The following is a 16,843-nucleotide window of genomic DNA, read 5'->3' on the forward strand; positions in this document are numbered from 1 at the left end:
CGAATCCCGCAGACCTCGATTACAGCCTAAGCGTCAGCGCGTCAAAGTCCGAGCTCGCGTAATCGCCGGTACAGCGTGCGTTCACTCACACCCAGGTGGCGGGCCAAGTCACTGCGTGAACCGTCGAAGTTTTGTAAGGCTTGTGCCAGTTGTCCAAGGTTGTCCTTGTTGCGCCGACGCGACCCAGGCTGGGACTTGCCTGCCCCGCTGCCCAGTTCAGCGGGCAGATGCTCGGCGCGAATAATTCCGTCGTCCGTAAACAACCGCGCTCGCTCAAGGATGTTGCGCAGCTCGCGAATGTTCCCAGGAAAGCTGTGCAGGCTGAGCAGCCTCAATGCTTCGCTGTTGACGTGCGGCGCCGCCTTCCCGGCCATGCGTTGTAGCAGGCTGTCAATCAGCAGTGGCAGATCATCAACCCGCTCGCGTAGTGCCGGCAAACGAATCGGGAAACCGCTGATGCGGTAATAGAGATCTTCACGAAAGGTGCCCGCCGCGACCATTTCCTTGAGCGGTTTGTGTGTGGCGCAGACCAGCCTGAAGTCCGAATGGACGGTGCGCAGGCTACCGACCGGGCGAAAGCTGCCGGACTCAATCAAGCGCAATAGCTTGACCTGCATGGCCAGCGGCACTTCACCGATTTCATCGAGAAACAAGGTGCCGCCATGGGCCGCTTCAGCCAGGCCGATCTTGCGTTGTAGCGCCCCGGTGAATGCGCCTTTCTCATAACCGAACAGCTCGCTCTCGAACAACGACTCGGTCAGGCCGGTGCAGTCGACTACCACCAGCGGGCCATTGGCGCGTGGGCTGCCCAAGTGCAAGGCACGGGCAAAGAGTTCTTTGCCGGTCCCGGACTCTCCCTGCAGCAGCACGGGGATCTGCGCAGGCGCTGCCCGCTGCAGGCTGGACAGGGAATCTTTGAACGCTGCTGAGCGCCCTACCAAACCCTGTTGTTGAGGTTGGGCGGATGCCATGGCAATGCTGGTCAGGCGCTCGACAAACGCCACGACCTCACCGTTCTGGTCAAGGATCGGCCGCAACTCGACGTCGACATGTTCGGCGCCGCGTGGTGTGTGATGGACATGCAGCACCCGCTCCGGTGTGCGACTGTCCCAAGCCTTACGCATCGGGCACAACTCCCCTGCCTGATCGCACGGTACGGCGTAGTGATGGGAAACCCGATGACATTTCCCACCGATAGCAGCCTGACCTTCAACACCAAACTGGCGCTGATAGGCAGCGTTGGCCGCAAGAATGTTGTAGTCGGTATCCAGGACGATGGTTGGCTGAGCGTCGTGTTCAAGGTAGGAAACCAGCGCCTGCACGGTTGGATCGGGAATATTTCGCGATGAATAAGACATAAGGCACCAGGGAGAGCTCGCCAGCAGCTTAACTGAAGGCGGGAGGGACTGCCAAAAACTGCCAGCGACTGCCATTAGCTGACAGTAACTTCGGCAGTCTGTAGCGGAACAGGTCTCTGGCGGTCAATGAAATAGGCGTTTTCTCGCTGGCACGCATCTTGATGACAGCCTGACCAATGCGCGCGCGGCTTAACGCCATGGCACACGGAATTATCTGGAGAGCGGTAATGATCATCGGCAGCAACTTGTATGTGGAGGCGCTGTTCGACAGTGCGACCTCGACCATCAGCTACTTGGTGATGGACCGTGGCAGTGGGCACTGTGCTTTGATCGACAGTGTCCTCGATTACGATCCGAAGTCCGGGCGCACCGACAGCGCGTCAGCCGACAAGCTGGTGGCTCGGGTTAACGAGCTGGGCGGCAAGGTTCAATGGATTCTGGAAACCCATGTACACGCTGATCATCTATCGGCGGCGGCGTATCTCAAACAAGCTTTGGGTGGTCAGATCGCTATTGGTAGCCAGATTACCCAGGTGCAGAAAGTCTTCGGCGCGCTGTTCAACGCCGACCAGCAGTTTGCTCGCGATGGCAGCCAGTTCGACGTGCTGTTCGACGATGAGCAGGCGTTCACCATCGGCAACTTAAAAGCCCGTGCCCTGCACACCCCTGGGCATACACCGGCATGCATGACCTATATGGTGGAAGTCGATGGCCAAAGCATCGCCTTTGTCGGTGATACGCTGTTCATGCCCGACTACGGCACTGCCCGTTGTGACTTCCCAGGCGCCAGTGCGCGCACGCTGTATCGCTCGATCCAGCGCATTCTCGCCCTCCCCGCACAGACCAAGTTGTTCATGTGTCATGACTACCTGCCTGGCGGACGCGAACTGCGTTACATGACCACGGTGGCCGAACAGCGCGCCAGCAATATCCATATCCATGAAGGCATCAGCGAGGACAGCTTCGTTGCCATGCGCGAAGCTCGTGATGCCACCCTGGAGATGCCGGTGCTGATTCTGCCTTCGGTGCAGATCAACATGCGCAGCGGCCAACTGCCCGAACCTGAAGACAACGGTGTGCGCTACCTGAAGATTCCGCTCAACCTGCTCTGAGCTACACCCCAGAATTATTATTAGAAGGACCACCTGCCATGCATGCTCCACTCTCCTCTGCCGAGGTGCCTAAAGGCGATCATCATAAAGTGCTGATTGTCGGCGCTGGCGCTGCCGGCATCGCTGCCGCTTCCAGCTTGATTTGTCGTGACCCTTCGCTGGATGTCGCGATCATCGACCCTGCCGACGTCCACTACTACCAACCGGGCTGGACCATGGTTGGCGCCGGCATCTTCCAGGCTCGCTCAACTGCTCGGACCATGGCTTCGACCATTCCTGGCGGCGTGCGCTGGATCAAGGCACGAGTCGAGACCTTTGACCCTCAGGCACAGACGGTGACGCTGGATAACGGCCGCCTGCTCAGCTACGAGCAATTGGTGGTCTGCCCCGGCCTGAAGCTCGATTGGAATGCGATCGAAGGTTTGAGTGAAACCCTCGGGCGCAATGGCGTGACCTCCAACTACCGTTACGACCTGGCGCCCTACACCTGGCAACTGGTACAGAACCTGCGCGAAGGGCGAGCTCTGTTCACCCAGCCGCCAATGCCGATCAAGTGCGCGGGGGCGCCTCAAAAGGCTTTGTACCTGTCGTGTGATCACTGGCTGCGTAACGGCCGCTTGGGGCAAGTTCAGGCGCATTTTTACAATGCTGGCGGGGTGTTGTTTGGTGTTCCAGACTATGTGCCGGCGCTGATGGAATACATCGACAAGTACGCCGTCGACCTGCAGTACGCTCACCGCTTGGTAGCAGTCGATGGCCCGGGCAAGCAAGCGACCTTTGTTCGCACCTTGCCCGATGGCAGCACTGAAACCCATGTCCAGGCATTCGACATGCTGCATGTGGTGCCGCCCCAGGTGGCCCCCGACTTCATCCGCAGCAGCCCATTGGCTGATGCAGCGGGTTGGATCGATGTCGACCCGGCAACCCTGCGGCACAAGCGCTTCGCCAATATTCACGGCCTGGGTGACGGGATCAATACCAGCAATGCCAAGACCGCTGCTGCTGCGCGCAAACAGGCACCGGTAGTGGCCAACAACGTGCTGGTCGCTCTCGGGCGTTTGCCTAAGCTGGCCCATTACGATGGTTATGGCTCCTGTCCGTTGACCGTTGAGCGCGGCAAGATCGTGTTGGCCGAATTCACCTATGGCGGCAAGCTGGCGCCGAGCTTCCCGCGTTGGCTTCTTGATGGTCGTCGTCCGACACGCCTGGCCTGGTTACTCAAAGCGCAGATCCTGCCGCCGCTGTACTGGCGCTGCATGCTCAAGGGGCGCGAGTGGTTGGCCAAACCACAGACCGCAAAGGCTGAGGTACAGCAGTGATCGAACAGCAATTCCTTGCTGCTGGATTAGGAGCCATCATCGGCGCTGTGCTGGCCTTGACCGGTGCCGGAGGTGGCATTCTTGCCGTTCCGCTGCTGGTGTTCGGCCTTGGTTTGTCCATGGTCGAGGCGGCGCCAGTCGGCTTGTTGGCGGTTGGTATGGCAGCAGCGGTCGGAGCGGTGCTGGGCTTGCGCCAAGGCGTAGTGCGTTATCGTGCTGCAGCCTTTGTCGCGTTGATTGGTATTGTCGCCGCGCCACTGGGACTGATGCTGGCGCATCAACTGCCGAACGAGCCGCTAGCGCTGACCTTCGCCGTAGTGCTGATCTACGCTTGCGCACGCATGTTGCTCAAGGCACGGCGCGAGCTGCGCGGTGAGCCGCCACTGGGCAAGCGTACGCTCATGCCGTGCGTGCTCAACCCATTGCAGGGGCGCCTGCGCTGGACCTTGCCCTGCGCCCGAGCGCTAGCGTTTACCGGGGCGTTGTCCGGGCTGTTGTCGGGCTTGCTGGGGGTGGGGGGTGGCTTTGTGATCATTCCTGCACTGAGCCGCTACACCAACCTGGACATGAAAAGCATCGTCGCCACGTCATTGGCGGTGATTGCCCTGGTATCCACGGGAAGTGTGGTCAGTGCCAGCGCTGCTGGGGTAATGCACTGGACGGTGGGTGCACCGTTCGCTGGTGGTGCTGTGCTGGGATTGCTGATCGCCCGCCAGTTTGCCAGTCGCCTGGCCGGACCACGGCTGCAGCAACTATTCGCTGCGGTTGGCATCTGTTCAGCTGTGCTGCTGGTGGTGAAGACCCTGAGTGCTTGAGCCTACTCCGCCAGCAAAACATCCTGCTCCTGCGCGCACAGCGCCAGAAGAAAATCCCAGACCACCCGCAAGCGTACTGACTTGTGCAGCTCGCGGCGGGTGCAGATCCAGTAGCTGCGCTGGATGGTTTCGCTGGGCAGCACCCGCACCAGTGTCGGATCATGTTGGGCCATGTAGTTGGGCAGCACGGCAATGCCCAGCCCGGCGCGGGCCGCCTGTTGTTGGGCAATGACGCTGGTGCTGCGAAACACGACAGTGGGCGCCCGGCAGAAGCTGTTGAGAAACAGCAATTCCTGGCTGAATAACAGGTCGTCGACGTAGCCGATCCAACTGTGCTTGGCCAGGTCTTCGCGATGATCGAGCGCTGGCGCCTGGGCCAGGTACTCGCGGCTGGCGTACAAGGCCAGGCGGTAATCGGTGAGCTTGCGGGTTATCAACAGGTCGGCGTTGGGGCGTTCCAGGTGAATGCTGATTTCCGCTTCGCGGTTGAGGATGCTGACAAAGCGCGGCACCGCAACCAGTTCCACCTCCAGCCCCGGGTAACGTTCAAACAGGCTGCCCATGCGTGGGGTGAAGAACATAATGCCAATGCCTTCAGTGACCCCAAGGCGGATCTTGCCCAACGGGGTGATGGCCTGGGTAATCTCTTCTTGGGCCAGCAGTGCGACGTTTTCCATGGCTTCGGCATGTTTGAGCAGGGCCTGGCCGGAGGGCGTCAGCTCATAACCTTGCGCGTGCTGAACGAACAGGGCAGTACCCAGGCTCTGCTCGATATTGTCGATGTGCCGGGCGACGGTGCTGTGGGTCGTGTTGAGGCGCTTGGCTGCGGTCAGCAGGCGACCGCTACGCTGTAACTCGAGAAAAAACCGCAGATCATTCCAGTCGAACATGCTTTTCCTTGTGAATCAGGTGTTCACGGGACGTTGTGTTAAAACGCACAGCACTTGAGTGAAATCTAACGTTTTCAACTCGAAATTAATCAATAACATGGAGCAGGACAAGAATAATAATCAGGCGCGAGGATGCCCATGCCATCAGCCGATCCTGTCTACGACTATGTAGTGGTAGGTGCCGGCCCTGCCGGATGCCTGCTGGCCAATCGCTTATCTGCCGACCCGGGCTGCCGGGTGCTGTTGCTCGAAGCGGGCGGTAAGGACAACTATCCCTGGATTCACATTCCGGTCGGTTACCTCTACTGCATTGGAAACCCGCGTACCGACTGGTGCTTCAAGACCGAAACCCAACCTGGTCTGAACGGGCGTGCCTTGGGTTATCCGCGGGGCAAGGTGCTCGGCGGCTGTTCCTCGATCAACGGCATGATCTACATGCGCGGCCAAGCTGGTGACTATGACCGCTGGGCCGAGCAAGGCAATGCCGGTTGGGCCTGGAAAGATGTCTTGCCGTTGTTCAAGGCCAGCGAAAACCATTTTGCCGGTGCCAGTGATACCCACGGCAATACAGGTGAGTGGCGAGTGGAGCAACAACGCTACTCCTGGCCGATTCTTGACGCCTTCCGTGAAGCCGCCGCGCAAAGTGGCATCGCCAGCGTCACCGATTTCAACGGTGGTGATAATCAAGGCTGTGGATACTTTCAGGTCAATCAGCGTTCCGGCATTCGCTGGAATTCGGCCAAGGCCTTTTTGCGCCCGATTCTCAATCGTCCCAATTTGACCGTCCTCACCGATGTTCTAGTCGATCAGGTAATCCTCGATGCAGGTCGTGCTTCGGCGGTACGGGCACGTTGGCAAGGACGCTGGCAGAACTTCAGTGCCCGTCGCGAGATCATCCTCTGTGCAGGCTCGGTGGGTTCGCCCGGTATTCTGCAACGTTCGGGCATCGGCCCGCGGGGTTTGCTGGAGAGCCTGGGGATAACTGTCCGGCATGAATTGCCCGGGGTTGGCGGCAACCTGCAGGACCACCTGCAATTGCGGCTGATTTACCAGGTCAATGGCGCACGTACCCTCAACCAGGTCGCCAACAGCGCTTGGGGCAAGCTGGGTATGGGCCTTCGCTATCTGTACGACCGCAGCGGTCCACTGGCCATGGCGCCCAGCCAGCTGGGAGCATTTGTGCGCTCCGGGCCGGAACACGCCTCCGCCAACCTGCAATACCATGTGCAACCGCTATCGCTTGAGCGCTTCGGCGAGCCGCTGCATCGCTTCCCGGCGTTTACCGCGTCGGTGTGCAATTTGCGTCCGGCGAGCCGTGGACGCATCCATATTCGCTCTACCAATCCAGAAGATGCGCCACTAATCGACCCCAACTATCTCAGTGACCCACAAGACCTGCAGGTTGCCGCTCAAGCCATTCGTATTACCCGTAAGATCGTTCAAGCCCCTGCCCTGGCGGCATTCAGCCCACGCGAGTACTTACCCGGGCCAGACCTGCAAAGTGAAGAACAACTGTACGAAGCCGCCGGCCAGATCGGCACGACGATTTTCCATCCGGTCGGCACCTGCCGGATGGGCCATGGTCCGTTGGACGTGGTTGATGATCAGCTTCGCGTGCACGGCGTACCGGGATTGCGCGTCGCCGATGCCTCGATCATGCCGCAGATTGTCTCCGGTAATACCTGCTCACCTACCTTGATGATTGCCGAGAAAGCGGCGCAATTGATAACGCGAGGAACGTTATCCACAGCTCGAATCGATGAAGAAAACGCAGTACCGACGCCCTGACCAGGGTGCGTAGCAACAACGACGCCGAGCGCGGTCTGCCAGCGTCGACAGTGGAACAACAAGAATAATCACTGGGGCCTTCAGGCCGAGGACAGCAACGATGTCGGAATATACTCAGGAGCAGGGCGCGGCTACGGTGAGTAACAGCCGCCGTGAAGAGCGCAAGATCATTTTCGCGTCATCCCTCGGGACGGTTTTCGAGTGGTATGACTTTTTTCTCTATGGGGCGCTGGCCGCGGTCATCAGCAAGCAGTTCTTTGCCGGGGTGAACGATACCACTGCCTTTATCTTTGCCTTGATGGCCTTTGCCGCAGGCTTTCTGGTACGGCCGTTCGGTGCGTTGGTGTTCGGCCGTTTGGGCGACATGATCGGACGCAAGTACACCTTCCTGGTGACAATCGTGCTGATGGGTGTGTCGACTTTCGCCGTCGGCTTGCTCCCGACCTACGCCAGCATCGGTATTGCGGCACCGATCATCCTGGTGATCTTGCGCATGCTGCAGGGCCTGGCGTTAGGAGGTGAATACGGTGGCGCTGCGACCTACGTGGCTGAGCATGCGCCACCCGGAAAGCGCGGCTTCCATACCGGCTTCATTCAGTCCACGGCTACCCTTGGGTTACTGCTGTCGCTGGTGGTGGTGCTGGGCAGTCGCTACATCAGTGGCGATCAGTTCGAAGTGTGGGGCTGGCGTCTGCCGTTCCTGCTGTCGATTGTCCTGCTGGCGATCTCCACCTGGATTCGTATGAGCATGCACGAATCGCCTGCTTTCGTGAAAATGAAGGCCCAGGGTAAGACCAGTAAAGCGCCGATCCGTGAATCCTTCGGTTCCTGGGCCAATCTCAAGGTGGTGCTGACTGCGTTGTTCAGCATCAACGCCGGACAAGCGGTGACCTTCTACACTGCGCAGTTTTATGTACTGTTCTTCCTCACCCAGATGCTCAAAATGGACCCGGCCCAAGCCAATACCCTGTTGATTATCAGTGTGGTGATCGGTGCGCCGTTCTTTGTGTTCTTCGGCTGGCTGTCGGATCGCATTGGACGCAAACCGATTCTGATGCTGGGGCTGCTGCTGGCCACCCTGCTCTACTTCCCTTTGTTCAAAGCACTGAGCCATTACGCTAACCCGCAAATTGATGCTGCCAGCCGTCAGGCGCCGATTGTGGTCATGGCCGATCCACAAAGCTGTACCTTCCAGTTCGATCCGGTGGGTAAGGCGCGCTTTGATAGCCCATGCGACAAGGCCAAGACCTTTCTGGTCAAGCAAGGCCTGCCCTACAGCTCTGAATCCGTCCCCGCCGGTACTGAACTGGTGGTCTCTGTCGGTGACCAGCGCATCGATGGTTTTGATGAAGCCGCACTGCGGGCAGCCATCGACAAGGCGGGCTACCCAGCCAAGGCCGATCCCGCTGCTGTGAACGAGACGATGGTGGTGGTGCTGATTGTGGCGATGATCCTGATCGCGACCATGACCTACGGCCCGCTGGCGGCCGTCATGGTGGAGTTGTTCCCGACGCGGATTCGCTACACCTCGATGTCACTGCCGTACCACATCGGCAATGGCTGGTTCGGCGGCTTCCTGCCCACCGTGTCGTTTGCCTTGGTGGTGTACACCGGCGATATCTTCTACGGGCTGTGGTATCCGGTGCTGATCACTGGTGTCAGCCTGGTGGTGGGGTTGTTCTGCCTGAAAGAAACCCGTGATGTGGATATCGATAAAGTCTGAGTTTTTCGCGCTACAAAAAAACCGGCTAAGCGCCGGTTTTTTTATGCCGTTGAAAAACTTATGCACGATTTTCAGAAAACAGTCATACATAAAAATAAGTAAGAAAATTAAATACTTAGCTGATTTTTAAGAGAAAGATCCAAATACTGTACACAAGTTATCCACAAATTATCAGGCAACGCCTTGAGCAGCGTTTGGCGCTTGCGCAGGCAACGAGCCCAAGTCGCGCTGGGTTTGCTCGTTCCAGGCTGCTGCGCGGTCGTTGAGCTCGGCGATGGCGCGTGGGCCAGTGCCTGCTGCGAACATCGGCGCGCCGATCACCACTTCGATGGTCCCGGCACGTTTGTTCCAGCCCTGCTTGGGCCAGAACTTGCCAGCGTTGTGGGCAATTGGCAGGACCGGCAGCCCGGCATTAACGGCCAAGGCGGTGCCGCCCCGGGAAAATTTACCGATCTGGCCGAACGGCACGCGGGTGCCTTCCGGAAAGATCAGCACCCAGACGCCATCCTTGAGCAATTTGTCGCCTTCGCTGGCAACTTGCTTGAGGGCGGCCTTGGGGTTGTCACGATCGATGGCGATTGGCCGCAACATGGCCATCGCCCAACCGAAGAACGGCACGTACAGCAATTCACGCTTGAGCACTTGGCTCAACGGCGAAAAATAGGCAGAGAGGAAGAAGGTTTCCCAGGTGCTCTGGTGATTGGACAGGATCACGCACGGTTGCTTGGGGATGTTTTCAGCCCCGCTGACCTTGACCTTGATATTCAGGAACACCCGCACCAGCACCAGTGCGAAGCGGCACCAGTAGACATTGATAAAGCGATAACGGGCGCTGAATGGCAGAAACGGCGCGATAAAAAAGCTCAGGGTGCACCACAGCAAGGAGCTGGTACCCAGCAGCAGGTAAAAAAGAAAAATTCTGATCGCCTGCAGGATCGACATAGCAGCATGTACCGTTGCGGGCTTGCCCGCCTAGTAAAAGTGCGCCTGGTTCGCAGACGCCCTATTTGTGGATAAGTTCTCTGGCGATGGCTGCCAGATCATCGAAAATCAACGTCCCTTGAGGAATTCCCTTGCTCAGGGTCTTCTCGCCTTTTCCGGTTTTTACCAGAATCGGTTGAGCATCGACGGTCAATGCGGCTTCCAGGTCACCCTTACTATCACCGACAAACCATACGCCAGCCAGATCAACCTGGTAATGCGCGGCGATGGTTCGCAGCATGCCCGGCTTGGGCTTGCGGCAGTCGCAGCCGTCATCCGGGCCATGCGGGCAATGCACGATCAGGCCGACCTCGCCGCCCTGCTCGGCCACCAGTGCGCGCAGGCGCGCATGCATGGCCTCGAGAGTTGCCAGGTCGTAGTAGCCGCGAGCGATACCGGACTGGTTGGTAGCGACTGCGACCGTCCAGCCGGCTTTGCTCAACTGCGCAATGGCCTCAATCGAACCGGTGATGGGTATCCATTCTTCCAGCGACTTGATGTAGGCGTCGGAGTCCTGGTTGATCACTCCGTCTCGATCGAGAATCAGCAGTTTCAAGACTTACCCCAGCAGCGAAATATCGGCCACGCCCAGGAACAGACCGCGCAGGCGGCTGAGCAAGGCATAACGGTTGGCTCGCACATTGGCGTCATCGGCGTTGACCATCACCGCCTCGAAGAAGGCGTCGACCGGTTCACGCAGTGCCGCCAGACGGGCCAGCGATTCGCTGTACTGACGCGCGGCCGCCATCGGTTGCACGGCCTGGTCGGCCTGCTGGATTGCCGAGTACAGGGAGAACTCGTTAGCGTTGTCGAAGTACTTCGGCTCGACCGTAGCCGCTACCGCGCCTTCGGCCTTGCTCAGCAGGTTCGACACGCGCTTGTTCACCGCGGCCAGGGCGGCGGCTTCCGGCAACTGACGGAAGGCCTGTACAGCCTGTACGCGCTGGTCGAAGTCCAGCGCCGAACCAGGCTTGAGGGCCCGTACCGAAAGATAAGTAGCGACGTCGATGCCTTCGTCTTCGTAACGCGCACGCAGACGGTCGAAGACGAACTCCAGTACCTGATCGCCCAGACCCGCGGCTTTGACCTTGGCACCGAACTGAGCAACGGCGAATTCCACGGCTTCGTTGAGGTTCAGGTCCAGCTGCTTCTCAATCAGAATACGCAGCACGCCCAGCGCCGCACGACGCAGTGCGTAGGGGTCTTTGCTACCGGTCGGGAGCATGCCGATACCGAAGATACCGACCAGGGTGTCGAGCTTGTCGGCGATGGCCACGGCCGCGCCGGTTAGGGTCGACGGCAGTTCTGCACCGGCACCGCGCGGCATGTACTGCTCGGTCAGGGCCAGGGCGACATCTTCTGGCTCGCCATCGTTGAGGGCGTAGTAATAGCCGGCAACACCCTGCATTTCCGGGAACTCACCGACCATCTCGGTGGCCAGGTCGCATTTCGACAGCAGGCCGGCACGGGCCGCACGCTCGGCGTCGCCGCCAATGCGCTGGGCAATGAACGCCGCCAGCTTGGAAACGCGCTCGGCTTTGTCGTAGACGCTGCCCAGCTGAGCCTGAAACACCACGTTCTTGAGGCGTTCGTTGAAGCTTGCCAGTGGCTGCTTCTTGTCTTGTTTGAAGAAGAACTCGGCGTCGGTCAGGCGTGGGCGCACGACCTTCTCGTTACCTTCGACGATTTGCTTCGGATCGCGGCTTTCGACGTTGGCTACGGTGATGAAGCGCGGCAGTAGCTTGCCGTCGGCATCCAGCAGGCAGAAGTACTTCTGGTTGTCCTGCATGGTGGTGATCAGTGCTTCCTGCGGCACTTCGAGGAAACGTTCCTCGAACGAGCAGACCAGCGGCACGGGCCACTCGACCAGCGCGGTGACTTCATCGAGCAGCGCCGGCGGTACGATGGCAGTACCTTCCTGTTGCAGCGCGAGTTCGGCAGTACGCTTGCTGATGATCTCGCGACGCTCGGCAAAATCAGCCAGCACGTAGGCTTTGCGCAGGTCTTCCAGGTAGTTCGCTGGAGCGCTGATGCGCACGTCTTCCGGGTGATGGAAGCGGTGACCACGGGAATCACGGCCTGCGGTCTGGGCGAGGATGGTGCAGTCAACGACCGTGTCGCCCAGCAGCATTACCAGCCATTGAGTCGGACGCACGAACTCTTCTTTGCGCGCACCCCAACGCATGCGTTTCGGGATCGGCAGGTCGTTCAGCGAATCTTCGACGATGGTCGGCAACAGGCTGGCGGTCGCCTTGCCCGGGATGTGCTGGGAGAAGCGTAGCTTCGCACCGCTCTGGTCGATTTCTGCCAGCTCTACACCGCACTTCTTGGCAAAACCAAGCGCCGCTTGGGTTGGGTTGCCTTCGGCATCGAAGGCAGCCTGACGGGGTGGGCCGTCGACGTTGATGCTGCGGTCCGGCTGCTGAGTATCGAGCTGACGGATCAGCACGGCCAGACGGCGTGGCGCGGCGTATACCTGCTTGCCGGTGTAGTTCAGGCCAGCGGCCTGCAGACCTTTTTCGATGCCGGCCAGAAACGCATCAGCCAGAACGCTCAGGGCTTTTGGCGGCAGTTCTTCGGTGCCCAGTTCAACCAGGAAATCTTGAGCACTCATTGTGCAGCCTCCAGCTTGGCCAATGCTTCATCACGCAATTCAGGGGACGCCATCGGGAAGCCCAGCTTGGCGCGGGCTTGCAGGTAGCTTTGCGCCACGGCCCGGGCCAGGGTACGTACGCGCAGGATGTACTGCTGACGTGCGGTCACCGAGATCGCACGGCGTGCGTCGAGCAGGTTGAACGTGTGCGAAGCCTTAAGGACCATTTCGTAGGTCGGCAGCGGCAGCTCCAGCTCGATCAGGCGATTGGCTTCGCTTTCATAGAAGTCGAACAGTTCGAACAGCTTCTCGACGTTGGCGTGTTCGAAGTTGTAGGTCGATTGCTCCACTTCGTTTTGGTGGAACACGTCGCCATAGGTCACCTTGCCGAATGGACCGTCGGTCCAGACCAGGTCGTAGACCGAGTCGACACCCTGCAGGTACATGGCCAGACGCTCCAGGCCATAGGTGATTTCACCGGTGACCGGCATGCACTCGATACCGCCTACTTGCTGGAAGTAGGTGAACTGGGTGACTTCCATGCCATTGAGCCAGATTTCCCAACCCAGACCCCAGGCGCCAAGCGTCGGCGATTCCCAGTTGTCTTCGACGAAGCGAATGTCGTGTACCAGTGGGTCGAGGCCGATGGCTTTCAGCGAGCCCAGGTACAGTTCCTGGAAGTTCGCCGGGTTTGGCTTGAGCACGACCTGGAACTGGTAGTAGTGCTGCAGGCGGTTGGGGTTTTCGCCATAGCGACCGTCAGCCGGGCGACGGCTCGGCTGTACATAGGCGGCGTTCCAGTTTTCTGGGCCGACGGCGCGCAGGAAGGTGGCGGTATGGAAAGTGCCGGCGCCTACTTCCATATCGTAGGGCTGAAGTACCACACAACCTTGCTCGGCCCAGTAGTTCTGCAGGGCGAGGATCAAGTCTTGGAAGGTACGCACGGCTGGCGTAGGCTGGCTCACAAAATTCACCTGTTTCTAGGGCTGCGAATATAAAGAGCGGGAGTATAACCCGATTCGCCCGAGCCTCTACCCTTGGAGCCTTATGCCACGTTGCTTTTGGTGTACCGATGATCCGCTTTACCAGGCTTATCACGATCAGGAGTGGGGCACGCCGCAGCGCGAGCCGGGTCAGTTGTTCGAGATGCTGTTGCTCGAAGGCTTCCAGGCTGGACTGTCGTGGATCACCGTGCTGAAGAAGCGCGAGCGCTATCGTGAGGTGCTGTTCGGGTTTGATCCACAGCGCCTGGCGCAGATGAGCGACGAAGAAATCGAGGAGCGGATGCTCGACCCCGGCATCATTCGCAACCGCCTCAAGCTCAATGCGGCGCGCCGTAATGCGCGGGCCTGGCTGGAATTGGAGAACCCCGGCGAGTGGCTTTGGTCATTTGTCGGCGGAGCGCCGAAAATCAATCATTTCAGGCAGCGCAGTGAGGTTCCGGCGGTCACTGATCAAGCCCAGGCCATGAGCAAGGCACTAGAAAAGGCAGGCTTCACCTTTGTCGGCCCAACCATCTGCTACGCCTTCATGCAGGCCACCGGGATGGTCATGGACCACACCACCGATTGTGATCGCTACGCCGCATTGCTGCGCTGAGGAGTACAATGGCCGGCTTGCAGAAAGAGGAACCAGTCTGTGGATAAATTCAAAGGCGCCTTGCTGGTCGGGGCGTTGCGGTTGTTTGCCAAGCTTCCTTGGGGTGCGGTACAGCGCGTTGGTGCAGCCATTGGCTGGCTGATGTGGAAGCTGCCGAACAGCTCGCGGGAGGTGGTGCGTATCAACCTGGCCAAGTGTTTTCCGGAGATGGACCCGGCGGCACGTGAGCAACTGGTCGGGCAGACCCTGAAGGACATCGGCAAATCCTTTACCGAAAGCGCCTGCGCCTGGATCTGGCCCGCCCAGCGTTCAATTGATCTGGTTCGCGAGGTCGAGGGTTTGGAAGTGCTGCAGGCGGCGTTGGCCTCGGGCAAGGGTGTGGTTGGCATCACCAGCCACCTGGGCAACTGGGAAGTGCTCAATCACTTCTATTGCAACCAGTGCAAACCGATCATTTTCTACCGACCACCCAAGCTCAAGGCGGTCGATGACCTGTTGCGTGAACAGCGTGTGCAGTTGGGTAACCGCGTAGCGGCTTCCACCAAGGAAGGCATCCTGAGCATCATCAAGGAAGTACGCAGAGGCGGTCAGGTGGGAATCCCGGCAGACCCGGAGCCAGCCGAGTCGGCGGGCGTCTTCGTGCCGTTCTTTGCGACCAAGGCGCTGACCAGCAAGTTCGTGCCCAACATGCTCGCAGGCGGCAAGGCGGTTGGGGTGTTCCTGCACGCCCTGCGCCTGCCGGACGGTTCCGGTTTCAAGGTGATCCTGGAAGCGGCGCCCGAAGCGATGTACAGCGAAGACACCGAAACCTCGGCGGCTGCCATGAGTCAGGTGGTTGAACGCTATGTGCGGGCCTATCCGAGCCAGTACATGTGGAGCATGAAGCGCTTCAAGAAACGTCCGCCTGGAGAGGCGCGCTGGTACTGAGGGCTACTGTGACCTTGTAGGAGCTGGTAAGCCAGCTTCTACAAAGTCTTATCGAGCTTGCGAAGAAACACCGTCATCTCTTTCTCGGCCTGCTTGTCACCGTGCGCCTTGGCGGCTTCCAGCCCTTGCTGCCAAGCCTGCCGCGCACCTGCCAGGTCCTCCTGCAACTGATACGCCTTACCCAACAGCTTCCACGCCGCCGAATACTTCGGATCGAATTCGACGCAACGCTGCAGGTGTACAGCGGCCTCAGCACCGTTGCCTTCATCCAGCCAGGCCTTGCCCAGGCCGAAACGCAGTAGGGCGTTATCCACACCCTTGGCCAGCATCTTTTCCAGTGATTCGCGCATTCCTGTTCCCTCTTAGAAGAAGCTCAACCCTACATGGAAGAGCTTCTCGACGTCACGGATGTACTTTTTATCCACAACGAAGAGGATCACGTGGTCGCCCGCTTCGATCACCGTGTCGTCGTGGGCGATCAGCACTTCTTCGTCGCGAATGATCGCGCCGATGGTCGTGCCAGGTGGCAGGGCGATGTCTTCGATGGCTTTGCCAATCACCTTGCTTGATTTTGAGTCGCCATGGGCAATCGCTTCGATTGCCTCGGCCGCGCCGCGGCGCAGTGAGTGCACGCTGACAATGTCGCCACGCCGCACATGGGCGAGCAAGGTGCCGATGGTGGCCAGCTGCGGGCTGATAGCGATGTCAATATCACCACCCTGAACCAGGTCGACATAGGCCGGGTTGTTGATGATGGTCATCACTTTGCGCGCGCCCAGGCGCTTGGCCAGCAGCGAGGACATGATGTTGGCCTCGTCATCGTTGGTCAGGGCCAGGAAGATATCGGCTTCGGCGATGTTCTCTTCAAGCATCAGGTCACGGTCCGAGGCGCTGCCTTGCAACACCACGGTGCTGTCGAGGGTGTCGGACAGGTAACGGCAGCGCGCCGGATTCATCTCGATGATCTTCACTTGGTAGCGGCTTTCGATCGCCTCGGCCAGGCGTTCGCCGATTTGCCCGCCACCGGCGATGACCACGCGCTTGTTGGTCTCATCGATGCGCCGCAGTTCACCCATTACCGCACGGATGTGGGCTTTGGCGGCAATGAAGAAGACTTCGTCGTCAGCCTCGATCACCGTATCGCCCTGGGGCAGGATCGGCCTGTCACGGCGGAAGATCGCCGCGACACGGGTGTCGACGTTGGGCATGTGCTCACGGATCTGGCGCAGTTGCTGACCGACCAGTGGCCCGCCGTAGTAAGCCTTGACCGCCACCAGTTGGGCTTTACCTTCGGCGAAGTCGATTACCTGCAGGGCACCAGGGTGTTCAATCAGGCGCTTGATGTAATGGGTCACGACCTGTTCGGGGCTGATCAGTACGTCGACCGGGATGGCGTCGTTGTCGAACAGGCCGGCACGGGTCAGGTAGGCTGATTCACGCACCCGGGCGATCTTGGTCGGGGTGTGGAACAGGGTGTAGGCGACCTGGCAGGCGACCATGTTGGTCTCGTCACTGTTGGTCACCGCTACCAGCATGTCGGCGTCGTCGGCACCGGCTTGGCGCAGAACAGTTGGGAACGAGGCGCGGCCCTGGACGGTACGGATGTCCAGGCGGTCGCCGAGGTCGCGCAGGCGCTCGCCATCGGTGTCGACCACAGTAATGTCGTTGGCTTCGCTGGCCAGGTGCTCGGCCAGCGTACCGCCGACCTGCCCTGCGCCCAGGATGATGATCTTCATCC

The 16,843-nt window shown here is 59.6% G+C and carries 15 protein-coding genes; 7 read left to right on the forward strand and 8 right to left on the reverse strand.

Translation table 11 applies throughout. From position 1 onward, the window contains the following. Positions 1–41: 41 nt before the first annotated feature. Positions 42–1,358 carry a sigma-54 interaction domain-containing protein gene (locus ACQRAX_RS15285; RefSeq protein WP_412040476.1) on the reverse strand — a complete coding sequence of 439 codons (1,317 nt, stop codon included), beginning with the start codon at positions 1,356–1,358 and terminating at the stop codon, positions 42–44. Positions 1,359–1,585: 227 nt separating this feature from the next. On the opposite strand from ACQRAX_RS15285, the gene ACQRAX_RS15290 reads away from it, so the two are divergent. From ACQRAX_RS15290 to ACQRAX_RS15300, 3 genes are read left to right on the forward strand one after another with little or no spacing between them, the layout of a single operon-like run. Beyond that, positions 1,586–2,470, forward strand: a complete 885-nt coding sequence (locus tag ACQRAX_RS15290; protein WP_412040477.1) for an MBL fold metallo-hydrolase — start codon at positions 1,586–1,588, stop codon at positions 2,468–2,470. A 38-nt stretch (positions 2,471–2,508) separates the two neighbouring features. Then, on the forward strand, positions 2,509–3,789 hold the full coding sequence (locus ACQRAX_RS15295) for an NAD(P)/FAD-dependent oxidoreductase (RefSeq protein WP_412040478.1): 1,281 nt from the start codon (positions 2,509–2,511) through the stop codon (positions 3,787–3,789). Then, complete coding sequence (locus ACQRAX_RS15300) at positions 3,786–4,604, forward strand: sulfite exporter TauE/SafE family protein (protein WP_412040479.1); 819 nt, start codon at positions 3,786–3,788, stop codon at positions 4,602–4,604. Before ACQRAX_RS15295 ends, ACQRAX_RS15300 begins: the two co-directional genes overlap by 4 nt. A gap of 2 nt (positions 4,605–4,606) precedes the next feature. Here the strand turns inward: ACQRAX_RS15300 and ACQRAX_RS15305 are convergent, their stop codons facing one another. Beyond that, a complete protein-coding gene (locus ACQRAX_RS15305; protein WP_412040480.1) occupies positions 4,607–5,494 on the reverse strand; it encodes a LysR family transcriptional regulator in 888 nt (295 codons plus the stop codon). A 138-nt stretch (positions 5,495–5,632) separates the two neighbouring features. Here ACQRAX_RS15305 and ACQRAX_RS15310 point away from each other — a divergent pair, with 138 nt between their 5' ends. After that, entirely contained in the window at positions 5,633–7,282 is a 1,650-nt protein-coding gene (locus tag ACQRAX_RS15310) for a GMC family oxidoreductase (RefSeq protein ID WP_412040504.1), read from the forward strand. A gap of 100 nt (positions 7,283–7,382) precedes the next feature. After that, complete coding sequence (locus ACQRAX_RS15315; RefSeq protein WP_412040481.1) at positions 7,383–9,005, forward strand: MFS transporter; 1,623 nt, start codon at positions 7,383–7,385, stop codon at positions 9,003–9,005. A gap of 171 nt (positions 9,006–9,176) precedes the next feature. Here ACQRAX_RS15315 and ACQRAX_RS15320 read toward each other — a convergent pair whose 3' ends face one another. From ACQRAX_RS15320 to glyQ, 4 genes are all read right to left on the reverse strand, one after another. Continuing rightward, positions 9,177–9,947: a lysophospholipid acyltransferase family protein gene (locus tag ACQRAX_RS15320; protein ID WP_412040482.1), complete on the reverse strand. Its 771-nt coding sequence runs from the start codon at positions 9,945–9,947 to the stop codon at positions 9,177–9,179. Positions 9,948–10,008: 61 nt separating this feature from the next. Further along, positions 10,009–10,542 carry a D-glycero-beta-D-manno-heptose 1,7-bisphosphate 7-phosphatase gene (gene gmhB, locus ACQRAX_RS15325; RefSeq protein WP_412040483.1) on the reverse strand — a complete coding sequence of 178 codons (534 nt, stop codon included), beginning with the start codon at positions 10,540–10,542 and terminating at the stop codon, positions 10,009–10,011. A gap of 3 nt (positions 10,543–10,545) precedes the next feature. Continuing rightward, positions 10,546–12,600, reverse strand: a complete 2,055-nt coding sequence (gene glyS / locus ACQRAX_RS15330; RefSeq protein WP_412040484.1) for a glycine--tRNA ligase subunit beta — start codon at positions 12,598–12,600, stop codon at positions 10,546–10,548. Continuing rightward, positions 12,597–13,544, reverse strand: a complete 948-nt coding sequence (glyQ, locus tag ACQRAX_RS15335; protein WP_412040485.1) for a glycine--tRNA ligase subunit alpha — start codon at positions 13,542–13,544, stop codon at positions 12,597–12,599. Before glyQ ends, glyS begins: the two co-directional genes overlap by 4 nt. Positions 13,545–13,626: 82 nt before the next feature. Between glyQ and ACQRAX_RS15340 the strand changes: the two genes are divergently transcribed. Beyond that, complete coding sequence (locus tag ACQRAX_RS15340; protein ID WP_412040486.1) at positions 13,627–14,178, forward strand: DNA-3-methyladenine glycosylase I; 552 nt, start codon at positions 13,627–13,629, stop codon at positions 14,176–14,178. Between the two features lie 39 nt (positions 14,179–14,217). Beyond that, a complete protein-coding gene (locus ACQRAX_RS15345) occupies positions 14,218–15,105 on the forward strand; it encodes a lysophospholipid acyltransferase (RefSeq protein ID WP_412040487.1) in 888 nt (295 codons plus the stop codon). 38 nt (positions 15,106–15,143) lie between these two features. Here ACQRAX_RS15345 and ACQRAX_RS15350 read toward each other — a convergent pair whose 3' ends face one another. Beyond that, positions 15,144–15,455, reverse strand: a complete 312-nt coding sequence (locus ACQRAX_RS15350) for a tetratricopeptide repeat protein (RefSeq protein WP_412040488.1) — start codon at positions 15,453–15,455, stop codon at positions 15,144–15,146. A 12-nt stretch (positions 15,456–15,467) separates the two neighbouring features. After that, positions 15,468–16,841, reverse strand: a complete 1,374-nt coding sequence (gene trkA / locus ACQRAX_RS15355) for a Trk system potassium transporter TrkA (RefSeq protein WP_038605126.1) — start codon at positions 16,839–16,841, stop codon at positions 15,468–15,470. Positions 16,842–16,843: the final 2 nt, after the last annotated feature.

Source organism: Pseudomonas sp. UM16 (genome assembly GCF_050312595.1).
GTDB lineage: Bacteria > Pseudomonadota > Gammaproteobacteria > Pseudomonadales > Pseudomonadaceae > Aquipseudomonas.

Excerpts from the sequence above, each read along its gene's own strand:
- ACQRAX_RS15350 (WP_412040488.1), bottom strand. The coding sequence starts at position 15,455 with ATGCGCGAATCACTGGAAAAGATGCTGGCCAAGGGTGTGGATAACGCC.
- ACQRAX_RS15320 (WP_412040482.1), bottom strand. The coding sequence starts at position 9,947 with ATGTCGATCCTGCAGGCGATCAGAATTTTTCTTTTTTACCTGCTGCTG.
- ACQRAX_RS15310 (WP_412040504.1), top strand. The coding sequence starts at position 5,633 with ATGCCATCAGCCGATCCTGTCTACGACTATGTAGTGGTAGGTGCCGGC.
- ACQRAX_RS15340 (WP_412040486.1), top strand. The coding sequence starts at position 13,627 with ATGCCACGTTGCTTTTGGTGTACCGATGATCCGCTTTACCAGGCTTAT.
- ACQRAX_RS15315 (WP_412040481.1), top strand. The coding sequence starts at position 7,383 with ATGTCGGAATATACTCAGGAGCAGGGCGCGGCTACGGTGAGTAACAGC.
- ACQRAX_RS15305 (WP_412040480.1), bottom strand. The coding sequence starts at position 5,494 with ATGTTCGACTGGAATGATCTGCGGTTTTTTCTCGAGTTACAGCGTAGC.
- ACQRAX_RS15285 (WP_412040476.1), bottom strand. The coding sequence starts at position 1,358 with ATGTCTTATTCATCGCGAAATATTCCCGATCCAACCGTGCAGGCGCTG.
- ACQRAX_RS15295 (WP_412040478.1), top strand. The coding sequence starts at position 2,509 with ATGCATGCTCCACTCTCCTCTGCCGAGGTGCCTAAAGGCGATCATCAT.
- glyS (WP_412040484.1), bottom strand. The coding sequence starts at position 12,600 with ATGAGTGCTCAAGATTTCCTGGTTGAACTGGGCACCGAAGAACTGCCG.
- ACQRAX_RS15290 (WP_412040477.1), top strand. The coding sequence starts at position 1,586 with ATGATCATCGGCAGCAACTTGTATGTGGAGGCGCTGTTCGACAGTGCG.
- trkA (WP_038605126.1), bottom strand. The coding sequence starts at position 16,841 with ATGAAGATCATCATCCTGGGCGCAGGGCAGGTCGGCGGTACGCTGGCC.